The 14922-nt window shown below is 58.4% G+C and carries 14 protein-coding genes; 9 read left to right on the top strand and 5 right to left on the bottom strand.

The features are described 5' to 3' along the window. The first annotated feature begins 87 nt into the window (after window positions 1-87). The 4 genes from QD461_RS16960 to QD461_RS16945 all read left to right on the top strand — a co-directional run bounded on the left by QD461_RS16960 (window position 88) and on the right by QD461_RS16945 (window position 3150). Window positions 88-1026, top strand: a complete 939-nt coding sequence (locus tag QD461_RS16960) for a sugar-binding transcriptional regulator (protein ID WP_414088775.1) — start codon at window positions 88-90, stop codon at window positions 1024-1026. Between the two features lie 113 nt (window positions 1027-1139). Next, entirely contained in the window at window positions 1140-1916 is a 777-nt protein-coding gene (locus QD461_RS16955) for a DeoR/GlpR family DNA-binding transcription regulator (RefSeq protein ID WP_414088774.1), read from the top strand. Further along, entirely contained in the window at window positions 1913-2683 is a 771-nt protein-coding gene (locus tag QD461_RS16950; protein WP_414088773.1) for a triose-phosphate isomerase, read from the top strand. Before QD461_RS16955 ends, QD461_RS16950 begins: the two co-directional genes overlap by 4 nt. 11 nt (window positions 2684-2694) lie before the next feature. Further along, complete coding sequence (locus QD461_RS16945; RefSeq protein WP_414088772.1) at window positions 2695-3150, top strand: RpiB/LacA/LacB family sugar-phosphate isomerase; 456 nt, start codon at window positions 2695-2697, stop codon at window positions 3148-3150. 89 nt (window positions 3151-3239) lie between these two features. Here the strand turns inward: QD461_RS16945 and QD461_RS16940 are convergent, their stop codons facing one another. Beyond that, window positions 3240-4118 carry a glycerophosphodiester phosphodiesterase family protein gene (locus tag QD461_RS16940; protein ID WP_414088871.1) on the bottom strand — a complete coding sequence of 293 codons (879 nt, stop codon included), beginning with the start codon at window positions 4116-4118 and terminating at the stop codon, window positions 3240-3242. Window positions 4119-4781: 663 nt separating this feature from the next. On the opposite strand from QD461_RS16940, the gene QD461_RS16935 reads away from it, so the two are divergent. Next, a complete protein-coding gene (locus QD461_RS16935; protein WP_414088771.1) occupies window positions 4782-5399 on the top strand; it encodes a glycosyltransferase family 29 protein in 618 nt (205 codons plus the stop codon). 46 nt (window positions 5400-5445) lie between these two features. Here QD461_RS16935 and QD461_RS16930 read toward each other — a convergent pair whose 3' ends face one another. Continuing rightward, window positions 5446-6414, bottom strand: coding sequence for a DUF1402 family protein (locus QD461_RS16930; RefSeq protein WP_414088870.1), 969 nt, complete (start codon window positions 6412-6414; stop codon window positions 5446-5448). Between the two features lie 219 nt (window positions 6415-6633). Here QD461_RS16930 and QD461_RS16925 point away from each other — a divergent pair, with 219 nt between their 5' ends. Further along, the gene (locus QD461_RS16925) at window positions 6634-6954 is read left to right on the top strand and encodes a hypothetical protein (protein ID WP_414088770.1); all 321 of its coding nucleotides are present in this window, start codon (window positions 6634-6636) and stop codon (window positions 6952-6954) included. Here QD461_RS16925 and QD461_RS16920 read toward each other — a convergent pair. Continuing rightward, window positions 6942-7616, bottom strand: coding sequence for a transglutaminase-like cysteine peptidase (locus QD461_RS16920; protein WP_414088769.1), 675 nt, complete (start codon window positions 7614-7616; stop codon window positions 6942-6944). The genes QD461_RS16925 and QD461_RS16920 overlap by 13 nt on opposite strands. A gap of 23 nt (window positions 7617-7639) precedes the next feature. Between QD461_RS16920 and QD461_RS16915 the strand changes: the two genes are divergently transcribed. Next, window positions 7640-7921 (top strand): hypothetical protein, encoded by a 282-nt coding sequence (locus QD461_RS16915; protein WP_414088768.1) that lies wholly within the window; start codon window positions 7640-7642, stop codon window positions 7919-7921. Window positions 7922-7932: 11 nt separating this feature from the next. Beyond that, window positions 7933-10404, top strand: a complete 2472-nt coding sequence (locus QD461_RS16910; protein WP_414088767.1) for a glycoside hydrolase family 3 C-terminal domain-containing protein — start codon at window positions 7933-7935, stop codon at window positions 10402-10404. A 78-nt stretch (window positions 10405-10482) separates the two neighbouring features. On the opposite strand, the gene QD461_RS16905 is transcribed toward QD461_RS16910, so the two are convergent. Continuing rightward, window positions 10483-12561 (bottom strand): putative bifunctional diguanylate cyclase/phosphodiesterase, encoded by a 2079-nt coding sequence (locus tag QD461_RS16905; RefSeq protein ID WP_414088766.1) that lies wholly within the window; start codon window positions 12559-12561, stop codon window positions 10483-10485. 536 nt (window positions 12562-13097) lie between these two features. Between QD461_RS16905 and QD461_RS16900 the strand changes: the two genes are divergently transcribed. Then, window positions 13098-14336, top strand: coding sequence for a pilus assembly protein TadG-related protein (locus QD461_RS16900; RefSeq protein ID WP_414088765.1), 1239 nt, complete (start codon window positions 13098-13100; stop codon window positions 14334-14336). 256 nt (window positions 14337-14592) lie between these two features. On the opposite strand, the gene QD461_RS16895 is transcribed toward QD461_RS16900, so the two are convergent. Beyond that, window positions 14593-14841 (bottom strand): DUF982 domain-containing protein, encoded by a 249-nt coding sequence (locus tag QD461_RS16895; protein ID WP_199086985.1) that lies wholly within the window; start codon window positions 14839-14841, stop codon window positions 14593-14595. Window positions 14842-14922 lie beyond the last annotated feature (81 nt).

The following is a 14922-nucleotide window of genomic DNA, read 5'->3' as shown; positions in this document are numbered from 1 at the left end:
ACGCGGCTATACCGGGGCAAGCTGGTCGGGGCCTTAAAAGATAAGCAGGCGGAACCATATGCGTGACATAATGAAGAGGAACGGTCGATGACGGATGCGGATGCTTCGCTCGCTGTGCGGGCGGCCTGGCTGCACTATGCCGGCGGGTTGACACAGTCTGAGGTGGCAAAGCGCCTTGGCGTTCCCTCGGTCAAGGCACACCGATTGATCGCGCGCGCCGTCGCCGAGGGTGTCGTGAAAGTGACGATCGACGGCGACATCGTCGAATGCGTTGAGTTGGAAACAGAGCTTTCGGCGCGGTTCGGCCTGCAATATTGCGAGGTCGCTCCTGACCTCGGTGAGGATGGTTTTGAGTTTCGCGCACTCGGCCAAGCTGGTGCCGGCTTCCTCCGCCGGGAGATCGAGAGCGGCAACAACAAGGTCATCGGCCTCGGCCATGGCCGTACGCTGTCGTCGGCCGTTCATCATCTGGCGCGGGTCAATGCCAAGGATTTGCGCTTCGTGTCGCTGCTCGGTGGTTTGACCAGAAACTATGCCGCCAACCCCTATGACGTCATGCACCGCATCGCCGAAAAGACCGGCATGCAGGCGCATGTGATGCCGGTGCCGTTCTTTGCCAATACGCGCGAGGATCGCGACGTTCTTCTGGCGCAGCGCGGTGTCAGGGAAGTCTTCGATCTGGCAAATGGAGCCGAGCTGAAACTTGTCGGTCTCGGCACCGTCGATACGGACGCACAGCTCGTCCTGTCCGGCATGGTCGAGCCGCGCGAGATCAAGGAAGTCACCGCAGCCGGCGGCGTCGGCGAAATCCTCGGCCATTTCTTCGACGCGGAAGGCAATATCCTCGAAACAACGCTGACGGCGCGCACGCTTTCAGCATCGCTGCCGCGTTCGAAAGAGGAGCGGCTGGTTGCGCTCTCCGGTGGTTTGCCGAAGGTCGAGGCCATCCGGGCCGTGCTGAAAAGCCGCTGTCTCTACGGTTTGATTACCGATGAACGAACAGCGCGGGCTTTGTTGAAAGTGTAGTCGACGCAGTTTGTAACGTAATTTCGCGTAAATATCACAACTAAAATGTTGAATTGTGATATTTACGTGTTATATTTCTCTCAACTCCACTCAGGCAACGGCCGGAGGGTAGGGTGAAACGAGAAGAGCGCCAGCAATCGATCATCAATCTGCTCGTCGAGCACAAGACCGTCGACCTCGACGATCTGGCCGATCGCTTCGTCGTGTCCAAGATGACCATTCATCGCGATCTGGATGATCTCGAGCAGGCGGGCGTGCTGCGCAAGGTTCGCGGCGGCGCGACGATCGATGCCGGCACGCAGTTCGAGAGCGACTTCCGCTTTCGCGAGCGCCAGGGCCATGAGGAAAAGCTCGCCATGGCGCGCCGTGCGCTGGAGCTGGTCGAGCCGGGCATGACTGTCATGGTCAATGACGGATCGATGGCGGCCGTTCTCGGCGAGATGTTGCTGGAAAAACGACCGCTGACGTTGATCACCAACAATGCTGCCATCATTGACAGGATGAGGAACGAAGGCCGCATAACGCTCATCGCGCTTGGCGGGGTTTATTCCGCCAAGTTCAACGCTTTTCTAGGCGTCGTCACTGAGGAGGCCTTGTCGCGATTGCGAGCCGACATCGCCTTCCTGTCGACACCGGCCATCTCCGGTAGGCTTGCCTATCACATGGACGACAATGTCGTGCGCACGAAGCGCGCGATGATCGCATCGGCCGCCAGGAGTTGCCTGCTCGTCAATCACCAGCGCATAGGGCACACGGCCCTGCATGTGATGGCCGATCTGGCCGATTTCGATGCAATCATCACAGATCGTGCGCCGGACGCGGAAACGCTCGAACAGTTCCGCCGTGACGATATCGCCCTTACCATTGCTTCTACTCAGGATATGACATGACAGAGACACCTCGCTATTGGATCGGCACCAGCTGGAAGATGAACAAGACGCTCGCCGAAGCGCGCGCCTTCGCCGAAGCCCTGCGTGTCGCCGATGACCTGCGCGATGCCCGTATCCAGCGCTTCATCATCCCGCCGTTCACCGCGGTACGCGAAGTCAAATCGATCCTGTCGGAAAGCTCCGCCAAGGTTGGTGCCCAGAACATGCATTGGGCCGATCATGGGGCATGGACCGGGGAGATCTCTCCACTGATGCTCAAGGATTGCAATCTCGACATCGTCGAGCTCGGCCATTCGGAGCGTCGCGAATTCTTCGGCGAAACCAATGAGACCGTCGGTCTGAAGACCGAGGCGGCCGTTCGTCATGGTCTGATCCCGCTCATCTGCATCGGCGAGACGCTGAGCGATCGTGAAAGTGGCCGCGCTCCAGAAATCCTGAGCGAACAGGTAGTCGGCGCGCTCTCGAAACTTAATGAACAACAGAAGCAGGCGGAAATCCTGCTGGCCTATGAACCGGTATGGGCGATCGGCGAGAAAGGGATTCCGGCCGAGCCGTCCTATGCCGATGCACGCCAGGCCGAGATCATCGCGGTTGCGCAAAAGGTGCTTGGCCGAAAGATCCCATGCCTCTACGGCGGATCGGTCAATCCGCAAAACTGCGAGGAGCTCATTTCCTGCCCTAACGTCGATGGGCTTTTCATCGGGCGCTCCGCCTGGAACGTCGAGGGCTATCTCGACATCCTCGCCAAGTGCGCCACCAAACTCTGAAGGAGATCATCATGAAACTTGCTATTGCTGGAGACAGCGCCGGCGAAGGCCTCGCCAAGGTTCTCGCCGACCATCTGAAGGATCGTTTCGAAGTGAGCGAGGTTTCGCGCACCCAGGAAGGTCCGGATGCGTTCTATGCCAATCTCGCTGACCGCGTCGCCTCCGGCGTCATCGACGGCACCTATGAGAAGGCCATCCTCGTCTGCGGCACCGGCATCGGCGTCTGCATCTCTGCCAACAAGGTGCCGGGCATCCGTGCGGCCCTGACGCATGACACCTATTCGGCGGAGCGCGCTGCGCTGTCGAACAACGCCCAGATCATCACCATGGGCGCCCGCGTCATCGGCACGGAGCTTGCTAAGGCCATCGCCGACGCCTTCCTGGCGCAGACCTTCGACGAGAAGGGCCGTTCGGCCGGCAACGTCAACGCCATCAACGAAGTCGACGCGAAGTACAACGCTCGCTAAGACCAGTCTCCCAAGACGCAGCAAGCCCGGCGATCCACACGATCGACCGGGCTTGTCTGTTTTCAGCGCCAAGAAAAGGGTGGCGGGATTTATGCCGGCTTGCGGCTCGAAAGCCATCGCTTGAGCTCGACATTGGTGTCCGTCTGAATGGCGCCGACGCCTGCTTCGACGAGTGCGCCCCAAACGCCCTCGGGATCATTGACGGCCCGGCTGTCGTTGAAATCGAGATTGTGGGAAACGTCGAGCGTATTGATCCACAAGCGGATGTTCTGGCGCTCCAATTCGTCTCGGCCGGCTGCGAGGTCAGCGATATCGGTGAACTCTACCTCGGCCATCGGTGCACGTAGCGCCTCGATCAGTCTGAGATCTGCGGCAAACTTGCCCGGTCTGACGGGGAACATTGGCATATGGGGAATGGAGCCAAACCAGTCGGCGGCGAGCACGGAAAAGTCACCGCTCTCGGGCACGACATCTGACTTGATGATCACGTGATCTTCTGCGCCTAACCGTCGGACCGCGGCGATCACCAGTGGCAATTCATGCGGAAACTTCGTGTCGATATTGACGAACACCCGCCCGCGAGCTTCCTCGAGAGCTTCCTCTAAAGTCGGCACTCGTTCATCAGTGAGTGCGGCGGCCTCTCCGCCTGCGCCGTCGCGAAGGCGGAGATCGCGAACGGCGGAGAAGCTGCTTGCTCCAACCACGCCGCTACCGGACGTCGTCCGGTCGAGGGCCTTGTCATGGATGACGACGAGATGCCCATCGGCGGTTGTTTGCGTATCGATCTCGACGAACTCGACGCCAAGTTCGGCGGCAGCACGGATTGCGGCAAGCGAATTCTCAGGCCCAGCCGACCACACCCCGCGGTGAGCTATGGTGATGATTTCTCGATTGGAGCACGACAGAAGGTCGTAAATTTCGGAGGAACGGGACGAGATGGAGGCGGCGGCAGCGGTCGAGCCGGACATGGACAGACTTTCTTCGGCGGGAATTTCCTGGTGGGTGAGAGACACAAGAAGCCCTTGTGTCGACCCGTCGCCCTCAGGCGGCAACGGTGGTTCGACTATTAATGCACAGAGGGTGTACTCCTTATGACAAAGGCTTGAAATCTGGCCAGCCGGGCCGAGCTGAAGCGTTGCGAGAAGAGTAAGGCCGGTCGCGGTGAAGGTTACGATTGGCTCTGTGGTGTCCGATCGCCTGCGTGTCATGTCGGTGGCAAGTGTTTCGTCCACAATTGAGTCTCGCAGGCGGCTATTGAGTCCAAAATTTTGGGGGCAAAGGAGGCTCCCAAGAGCCGTCATGCCTTCAGAATGCCGTCATTGTCATGGCAGTTCTGTGGATGAAGCATGCGCGGTTGCTATTGAAATCCGGGGAACCTGCGAGATTTCGGCTGGTGCCATACCGATTAAAGTTCGTTTACGTTTTGTAACATTGCGGCCTTATTCGCCGCACATTTGGGTGCGCAATGTGGCGCCGACCCCCGCCGAAGTGTGAAGGGGCGGACCAGCTGCCTCTCAAAACAGCCCCCCGTTGCGAGAGGAATCCGAAGCAAGGTTCCGCTTCGTCATCAGTTCAGCGTATTGTCAGATGGCGCTGATAACTCAGCACCGGAATTTGCTGGACACCCGTAATTGGCGCGCAAGACTGCTTTTATCGTCGGCAATGGAAGCCTGGAGCGCGATCTCTCCGGGGCTATAGACAACGCTGATTTTGTCATGCGCTTCAACGAGCCCAACCTCGCGGACGATAGGAGCGGCTCGCGAACGGACATGCTCATGCTGGCTGCCTCCAGCAAGGCCTTGCATCTGCGGATGGCCGATCCAGCATTTCTGGAGAATGCGGCGCTCAAATCCGCAAAGATCCTGATGCTTGCCTATCACCCGGAGGTGATTCGCAAATACCACCCCCGGCCCAACATCTTCCAGCGCCTGAGGGGGCGCAGGGCCGATTGGACCACGCAGGCGATCGAACTCATGGGACATGCCGGCAAAGAAATCCGAATCATGCCGCCGCAATTCTACGCTGACGGTTGCGCCGAGCTCGGCATTACGGCGAGCCGAATGCGCAAAGTCTTTCCCAGCACCGGCTTCCTCGGCATCTGCTACGCTCTCGCCAACTTCCCGGCCTCCGAGTGGCAGATCAACCTGTGCGGTTTCGGTTGGCAGGGATGGAAGCGCCACGACTGGCAGAACGAGCGCGTCTGGGTCGAAAGCAAGATCGCAAGCGGTCTCATCGGAATGGCAGCCTGAGACAGGCAATGCCATTCCCTCGTGGATGCCCACACGTAAAGCTCGACTATTTCTGCCCGAGCAGGCCACGCAATTCCGGCAGCCTGTCATTGACCAGCCAGCCATAGTAGTTCTCTTCCGGCAGCTTCTTGCCGCCTGAAGCATCTGCGGCTTGCCGCAGAGCAATCGCACGCCGCCGCGGCTGTCCGACATTGTAGAGCGTGGCCGTCAGACCCGGATTCTCGCTGATGTCGTAACCCTGGGCGCGATAAACATCCATGGCGTCTCGGACGATCGCGGCGATATAGATCACGCTGCGATCGGGATCCATGATGTCGCGATAGATCGCCTGCGGGTCATCGGCCGACAGCTTCGACAGCCCGCTTGTCGCATGCACCAGGTCGGTGACCTCAAGAGCCGTGAGCGGGCTGATCTGGCCAAGGCCGAAGGTTTGTCCGGCAAAGAAAGGCTGGAAGAAGGCTCGCTGGAACGTCATGTTCTCATAGGTGACGCCGTCGACCACCTTGCCGCGAAAGCTCTTGTCCCAGGTCTCGTCGCGGCATTCCCACAATTCGGCGCTGCCGGTGAAGGCGTCACAATGGGCGAATTCCGGCTTCTTGACGAAGGACTGGACGTTCATGTCCTTGTAGCTGAACTTGAAATCCGCCTGGGAATAGGCAAGTGCCTTGACGTAGTAGGATTTTACCCTGTTGACGATCGTGATGTTGTAGGTGTGTTCGCCGACAAGCGCGCCGACGATATGGATTGGGTCGATCTTATAGGCTTGTGCGGCCTTCTTGATCGAAGCCATTAGATCCTTGTCTTCGCGAAGCACGCCAACGATCTTCTGGTATTTTTCATCGTAGGTCGTGTTGAAGGCTTTCGCCCGCAATGCCGACGTGTTCGGAACCGGCGGCTGCGTGCTATTGCGATTGCCGGGCGGCACGCGCACCAGTTCGTGACCAAAGCTAGCGCTCGTCAACGTAAGGACGACAAGAAGACTGAGTGCCGGAATTCTCGACAGGCTTGTAAGCATACGCAAGTTGACTTTCAAAAATTTTCCCCGGCACGGGGATGATCTTCATAGTCGATCAGCCTGCAAAGGCAAGGGCGGGCGCTTCTTCTGTCCGGCGAATCACAATAAACTTTACATCAGGCAGCCTCTGGCTGCAGTCGTGGATGCCAATACTGCCAAGGCGAGTTTCGGACTCGCCGCCCTTTTTTTCGTGGGGTCATGGTTTTCGAGGGAATTGCGTTGAAACATCTCGTTGTAGCAGGGAGCATCCTGCTTGCAGCCGCGCCAGGCGAGGCCCTGCCGACGATGGCAGACGTTCCGGCACTCGCCAAGGCAGCCGTTGTGCGGCGGATCGATGTCTCTCCATCTGCCGTCCATATATTGACCGCCAAACCGAGCGAGCGGATGCCGGGCTTTGTCGTTTGCGGCCGCATCAAAACATCGTCCGGCGCGGATGACGGCGAACGCTTTTTCGTGATCATACCTGGCAATTTCGCCATCCTCGACCAGGATGGCAAAGGTCTTGTCGATACCTACTGGTCAGCCAATCACTGCGAGTGACCGGCCAACGCCTTGCTGATCATGGCGAGCTGTTCCGGCGTGCGGCCGGATTCAAGCCGAACCCAATTGTTCGGATTGTCGGTGGACTGGCGCTTGATGAAGGTGTAGCCCGTCCCTTCCCAGGTTTTGACCGTGTCGGTGAGGTTGTCGAGCACGAGGTCGCCATCGTTCGTGCGGGCCATCAGCACGAGATGACCCTCGTTGTTCTTGTCTAGAACGACCGTCAGCAGCAGTGCCGAGCGCGACCATCCGGCTTCCACTAGCAGCTTCTTTTTCAATAGAACATAGTCGTTGCAGTTGCCGGCGCCATCGTCTGGGTAGGTCCACCAGTTGATGATGCCGAGCTTGTAGATGCCGTAGTGGTCATTGTCGCCGACGCCCTGGATCTCATGATTGACGAGAGCGTTGATTTGCTGCAACTGCGCCCAGCGCTCCTTGCCGAGCGTGATGAACTCATCGGATTTTTCCGCAGCCGTGCATTCCGCCGGCTGTGCCGAACAGAAGCCGGCCCAGCCGACTGGCGCGTTCGCCTCCGTGACCACGCGGGCGAACTGGCGGGTCGGCGCGTCCAGGACTTTAGTCACCGGCTTTGCGGTGGTTACCGTCGAAAACGACAAGCCCGTAACGAGGATAAAGCTTGCAGCGATGAGGAATGAACGCATACTCGGCTCCATGAATTGCGCTCATGAAATCCGATGCGGTCAAATTTATTCGGAAAAAGATCATTCGCATTTTAGCGAAGTCGCGCTTTGGCGGCGACCCGCACGGATACCGGTGCCGCATCGACACTTTCGCCTTGCCGAAAATGGGCGCGTCCGCTCGGGCAATCGCGATAGCAGTGCCGAAAACATATGATATTTCATCGACATATCGCGATTGCTTGACAGTCTTGAACGCGTTTATGATTTGGTTACTTCAAATGCGGATCTCCTCGATATGGGATGCGGGGAGCGAGCCGAAAACATAAAGGGAGGCCCTATGATCGACGATCTTCTCGACAGGATGACGCTTGAGGAGCAGGTTTCGCTGCTGTCCGGTGCCGATTTCTGGACCACGGTGCCAGTCGAGCGTCTCGGCATTCCGAAGATCAAGGTGACGGATGGACCGAACGGCGCGCGGGGTGCAGGCTCGCTGGTAGCCGGCGTCCACTCCGCATGCTTCCCGGTCGCCATTGCCCTTGGCGCGACCTGGAACCCGGCGCTTGTCGAGCGCATGGGGGTGGCCATTGCCGGCCAGGCCAAGAGCAAGGGTGCGTCGGTCTTGCTGGCGCCGACGGTCAACATTCATCGCTCCGGCCTGAACGGGCGCAATTTTGAGTGCTATTCTGAAGACCCGATGCTGACGGCGGAGCTTGCCGTTGCCTATGTCAAGGGCGTGCAGAGCCAGGGTATTGCCGCGACGATCAAGCATTTCGTTGGCAATGAATCCGAGATCGAACGGCAGACCATGTCGTCGGATATCGATGAGCGCGCGCTTCGCGAGATCTATCTGCTGCCATTCGAGAAGGCCGTTAAGAGAGCTGGCGTCATGGCAGTCATGTCTTCCTATAACAGGCTGAACGGCACTTATACGAGCGAGCACCCGTGGCTGTTGACCGAAGTCCTGCGTGACGAGTGGGGTTTCGACGGGATTGTCATGTCAGATTGGTTCGGCTCGCATTCGACCGCAGCATCCGTCGATGCCGGGCTCGATCTGGAGATGCCCGGGCCTGCGCGGGATCGAGGTGAAAAGCTCGTCGCGGCGGTGCGCAACGGTGAGGTCAAGCCCGAGACGGTGCGTGCGGCTGCCGGTCGCATTTTGAAATTGCTGGAGTGTGTCGGGGCATTCGAGTCTGCTCCTGACCTTACAGAGCACGCGCTGGATTTGCCCGAGGATCGTGCGTTGATCCGGCAACTGGGGGCTGAAGGTGCCGTGCTTTTGAAGAATGACGGCATCCTGCCGCTTAAAAAGACCGGCCTTGGACAGGTCGCCGTCCTCGGGCCGAATGCTGCAGCAGCGCGTGTCATGGGCGGCGGTAGCGCCCAGATTGCCGCTCACTATCGGATCAGCCCGCTTGAGGGGATCCGCGAGGCGCTGTCGAACGCCAATAGCATCCGCCACGCGGTCGGCTGCCGCAACAACAGGCTGATCAACCTCTTCTCAGGCGACATCAGGGTCGAGTACTTCAAGGGGTGTAGTTTGTCCGGCCTGCCGGTTGTTGCCGAGCCGGCCCATGTCGGCGAGTTTTTCTGGTTCGACTTGCCGTCAACAGAGCTTGATCCAAGTGACTTTTCCGCGCGCATGACAACCTCCTACGTGCCCGCAGAGAGCGGCGAGCATGTGTTCGGCATGACCAATGCCGGTCTCGCCAAGCTTTATGTCGATGGCAGGCTGGTCGTGAACGGCTTTGACGGCTGGGTCCGCGGCGACAATTATTTCGGCACCGCCAACGTCGAACAGAGACAGGGTATCCATCTTGAGGCTGGCCGGAGATACCAGGTCGTGGTCGAATATTGCTCTTCGGCGACGATGGAGGAAGGTATCAACCTAACGGCTGTGCGCTTTGGCGTTGAGAAGCCGCTGGGCGAACAGGACATGGCGGAGGCGGTCGAGACGGCGCGCAACGCGGATGTGGCGTTGCTGTTCGTTGGCCGCGACGGTCAGTGGGATACGGAAGGGCTTGATCTCCCAAATATGCGGCTGCCCGGACGACAGGAAGAGCTCATAGAGAGGGTGGCAGCGGTGAACGCCAACACCGTCGTTATCCTGCAGACAGGCGGCCCGGTCGAGATGCCGTGGCTCGGCAAGGTAAGGGCGGTCCTGCAGATGTGGTATCCGGGCCAGGAGCTGGGGCACGCGGTTGCCGATGTTCTGTTCGGCGATGCCGAGCCGGGTGGCCGCCTGCCGCAGACTTTTCCCAGGCACTTGTCGGACAATTCCGCAATGATCGGTGACGAGGCCGTCTATCCGGGCAAGGATGGTCATGTTCGTTATGCCGAGGGCGTCTTCGTCGGCTATCGGCATCACGACAACAGCGCCGTGGAGCCGTTGTTTCCATTCGGTTTCGGTCTTGGCTACACCGATTTTTCCTGGGGCAATGCGCAGGCATCGGCGACGCAAATGGCTCGGGACGGCATCACCGTCACCGTCGACGTCACCAATGTCGGCGATAGAAGGGGATCGGCGCTCGTACAGCTCTATGTGCGGCCGCTGGGCTCGGTGGTCGAGCGACCAAACAAGGAACTCCGCGCTTTCGCCAAGCTCAGTTTGGCAAAGGGCGAGACGGGTAGGGCTTCGCTCGCCGTCTATCCGCGCGATCTGAGCTATTTCGACGTGGAGGCGAAGGCGTTTCGTGCTGCCGTCGGCCGATACGAACTTCTGGTCGCAGCCAACGCCGCCGATATCCGCTCAATAGTGACGATCGAGCTTGCAAGGGAATGGATTGGGGAGGTTTCCGACCCTCTGGTCTGACGCTGAATGCTATCGCAAGTATAGTGGGTCAGCATTGGCGGGGCGCTGCGGCTTCGCCGATGCAGTTCAGCTTGGTGTTCAGCGGCGGCGCATACGCTGCGGCGGCACCCGGCCCGAAAAGGGAGATGCCAGCTCCTTCTCCACCATCTGCCCCATCTCGAAGATCTGTCCGACGGGCTTAGGGCGCCCGAGGAAAAAGCCCTGTGCCTCGTCGCAGCCTTCCACGCGGAGAATCTCCAGCTGATGGTTGGTCTCGACGCCCTCAGCCAGAACCGGGATATCGAGGCTCTTGCCGAGCGTGAGCACCGCGCGGACGATCGCCTTTGCCTGAATACTGTTGTCGACCTCGTTCATGAAGGAGCGGTCGAGCTTGATCTTGTCGAAGGGGAAGGAGCGGAGCGTGTCGAGCGATGAATAGCCCGTGCCGAAATCGTCGATGGCGATGGTGACGCCAAGCGCCCGGATCTGCCGCAACACATGTAGCGTGCGGGTCTTGTCCGCGATGATTGTCGACTCGGTGATTTCCAGTTCAAGCCTCGACGGCGAAAGGCCGGTTTCGATAAGGATCGATTGGATGAGCTTGGCAAGATCCGCATGGGCGAATTGCACCGGCGAGAGATTGACGGCAATCTTGTAGGGCTTGCTCCAGGCGGCGGCTTGTCTGCACGCGTTGCGCAAGACCCATTCGCCGATGACGAGGATCGTGCCGCTCTCCTCGGCGATTGGGATGAACTCGGAGGGCGGAACGGCACCTCGCTCGGGGTGGTTCCAGCGCAGCAGGACTTCGTAGCCGCAAATCTCGCCCGTCTGAACCGAGGTTTGCACCTGATAGTGCAGATCGAGCTGATCGAGCTCGACGGCGCGGCGCAGATCCTGCGCCAGCGTATGGCGCGCGCGGGCTGCCTCATCCATCTTGGATTCATAGAAGCATACTGCGCGACCGACATCGGCCTTTGCGCGATACATCGCCAGATCCGCATTGCTGATAAGGCGCTCCTGATCGATGCCATCGTCAGGATAGATCGCAACCCCGATGCTTGCGCCGGTCACCGTTTCGAAATCATCGATGCGGATGGGCTCGAACAGGGTTTTTTCCAGTCGTGCCACGAAATCCAGAAGTTCGCTCTGATGCTCGAAGCGTTTGGCCGCTGCAAATTCGTCGCCGCCGACGCGGGCAACGAACTCGCCGTCCTTGACGAGGCGCAGGAGGCGGCGCCCGATTGCCTTCAATGCCTGGTCGCCGGCTTTATGGCCGCGCAGATCGTTGATTTCCTTGAAGCGATCGAGGTCTATGCCGATCACGGCGAGCTTCGCACCGTCTTCCTTGGCATGTTCCAGGGCGCTGCTGAGATAGTCGCTGAAGCTGCCGCGATTGGGCATGCCCGTGAGGATGTCGTTCATCGCCATGTGCTGGAGCTTCTGGATGGATTCGCGCGAGGCGCGCTCATCGATCATGTAGCTCGCGACACCCGTGCCGATGACGAGCAATCCGCCGCCCGCGACAGCGACGGCCATGGCCTGCAGCGCGTAGGAGTCGACGATGCCGGCGCCTGTTGCCAGCGGCGTGACGGAAACGGCGGTCATTGCCGTGAAATGCAGCAGGACCACCGCAAGCACGAAAAAGCCGAGTGCGGCCAAGGGCGCGAAGTGCCAGGGGTGGCGAATGGCCTGATTGAGCGCGAGGACGGCGAACATCACCGAGAGGACGACGGAGGCAAAAACATAAGTCCTATCCCAATCGACGATGCCGTCGACATGATAGGCCATCATGCCGGTATAATGCATGCTGGTAATGGCAAGTCCAACGACCGCGCCACCCAGTTCCGGCGCAATCTTCGGCATGCCCGACAATGTGATCGCGAAACCGCCGGAGCATCCGGCGATGGCCAACAGAAACGACGCCATGGTCAGGATCGGGTCGAAGGCGACCGGCGCGCCGACGTCATAGGCGAGCATAGCGATGAAATGGGTGCACCATATCGAGGCACCGGCAGCCACACCGGTCAGAAAGATCCATCCGCCGCGCTGAAGCCCATGTGTCTTTTCTGCCCGTCGTAGAAGGTTGAGCGTTATCCATCCGCCGCTGACACAGACAAATGCCGCAAGGAAGACGAGCCACAGATTATGTGCTGTGACGATACATGAAAGGACGCGCACTCAGATAATCCCGAATCTGGTCACTGGAATGACGGAGGTTTGGTGTTGCACCCGTCACAACTGAAGTAGATGAACGATGCTTTCGGGGGTAAACACTGAAAATCGGGTAAATACGACCTGCGCAAATTACTGGAAAAGGCCTCAATTCACGCGAGTCTCGAATTGCCTGGCGCGGGATTTGGCGGCCAAAATATCAATCGTTAGAATAAATTAGGCCTTATCGGTCGTGCCGAATTTTGTGCTCGAAATATTTTTGACTATACCAAAGTATAATTTTGCGTTTCGGTAAATTTTTTCTAAATTCAAAACGTCTAAAATAGATTCTCTTCCATTATCTGAATTTCAATGTTTATCGTCGATACTATTCTTAAGTATATTTGAAAGTACTGTTGCTTTCGACTTATACGGTATTTGTTCGTGTAGCTTCTACCATAGAGAGTTTGTTCGTGAAGATATTGAAGGTCGGCGCAAAATCCTTCTGCTTTATATATAAGCAATCTCGAAAATTTATCGCCAATAGGTCGGGAAATTTCGGGATGATGACGGCGTTGTTGGCGATCCCACTGATCGGTGCGGCCGGCCTTGCCATCGATGTTACCAATGCGCTTGTGGTCAGGAATGAACTCTACAATGCTGCGGACGCGGCGGCTGTCGGTGCCGTCGCGACCTCGTCGCCAGCGGTCGCGGCTGCGATGGCCATGACCAGTGACGGAACAGTCACCATCGGTCAGAACGACGCCAACAAACTCTTTTACGGCCAGATATCGAGCGATCTGCAGAATGTGCCCGTCAACGTGAATATCGCGGTGACGAGAGCGTCGAACATCGTATCCGCCAACGTCAGCTTTTCCGCCACTGTACCAACGACGCTGATGCAGTTGCTGGGCCAAACCACGATTCCGATCAGCGGAGTCGCATCAGCCCAATATCAGACGGCAAGCTTCATCGATTTCTACATGCTGCTCGACAATACGCCGTCGATGGGTGTCGGGGCGACAGCGAACGATATCAAGACGATGCAGGCTAATACAACCGATACATGTGCATTCGCCTGTCACAACGTCAATACGACAAATAACTACTATAATCTTGCGAAGAGCCTCAACGTGCAGATGCGTATCGACGTGGTGCGCCAGGCGACGCAATCACTGACCGACACGGCGACGACGAACCGAACGACCCCCGATCAATATCGCATGGCGGTCTACACCTTTGGAAGCAAGGCCGAGACTGCCGGTCTGACCAACGTTTCTGCGCTTTCGTCTGACATGACGCAGGTCAAGAGCACGACCAGCGCGGTCGACCTGATGACCATTCCATATGCAGGCTACAATAACGACCAGACGACAAGCTTCGACACAATGCTTACTCAGATCAAGCCGATCATCGGTACTGGCGGTGGCGGGACGACCAGCTCCGACCGGGCTAAGGTGTTGTTTTTCGTGACCGATGGTGTCGGCGACAGCTACAAGCCGACAACTTGCACGAAGCCGACCACCGGCGGCCGCTGCCAAGAGCCGCTGGATACGTCCTTTTGCCAGCCGCTCAAGAACCAGAACGTCAAGATCGCCATTCTCTACACCACCTATCTGCCGCTGCCGCAGAACGCCTGGTACAACACCTGGATTGCGCCGTTCCAATCGCAGATCGGCACCGATCTGCAAAACTGCGCATCGCCTGGCCTCTATTTCGAAGTCAGTCCGACGCAGGGCATCACCGATGCGATGAATGCGCTGTTCCTGAAGGTCATTCGCACGCCGAGGCTGATCGGCTGAAGGATAGATGTCGAGCATTCGCCGGATGCGGTAAGCACTATCTATTTACGGCCAAAGCCAGACAGCCGAGCTGCATGTTGAATATCAGGTCGTGGAGTGACGCCAAGGAGGGGTGTGATCTCTACTGAGTATGAACTTTCGAGGTTTGCACATCCGCTTCGTTGCTCGAAATGTAGTTGGAAACGACCCATCCTAACACCGGGTGCAGGCCAAACGGCTGGCGAAGCGCGAAGCTCAAATCCGGGCGAGGGCAGACTTACTCGTCCTTCATTGGTATTTCGGCTTCCTTTACCGCCGCAATGAACGCGCGCCGTGCATCTTCGGGCGTGCGCTTTCCGGAGATCACATCGGCGAATACGAGCAAAGCTCTGTCGAGCGCGGGCGCTTCGTCGAGAGGCCAGTCTTCGATCAACGCCCAGGAAGCTGCCTGGGTGGTGTCGATGACCATCCATTCCTCTGGACTTTCAAGGGCGATCGTGACCGCCTTGCTCCATTTTCTTTCCATCATAGGAGACTTTCGAACTTGAGGATGCTAGTCGCCTCTCTCATAGGCCGATTCATCGCGAGAGGCGAGCAGGTTTCGGTC

The sequence above is a fragment of the Rhizobium sp. BR 314 genome (genome assembly GCF_047445805.1).
Taxonomy (GTDB): domain Bacteria; phylum Pseudomonadota; class Alphaproteobacteria; order Rhizobiales; family Rhizobiaceae; genus Rhizobium; species Rhizobium lusitanum_B.
The sequence above is the reverse complement of the archived record's forward strand: the minus strand, read 5'-3'. Positions and strand labels throughout refer to the sequence as shown.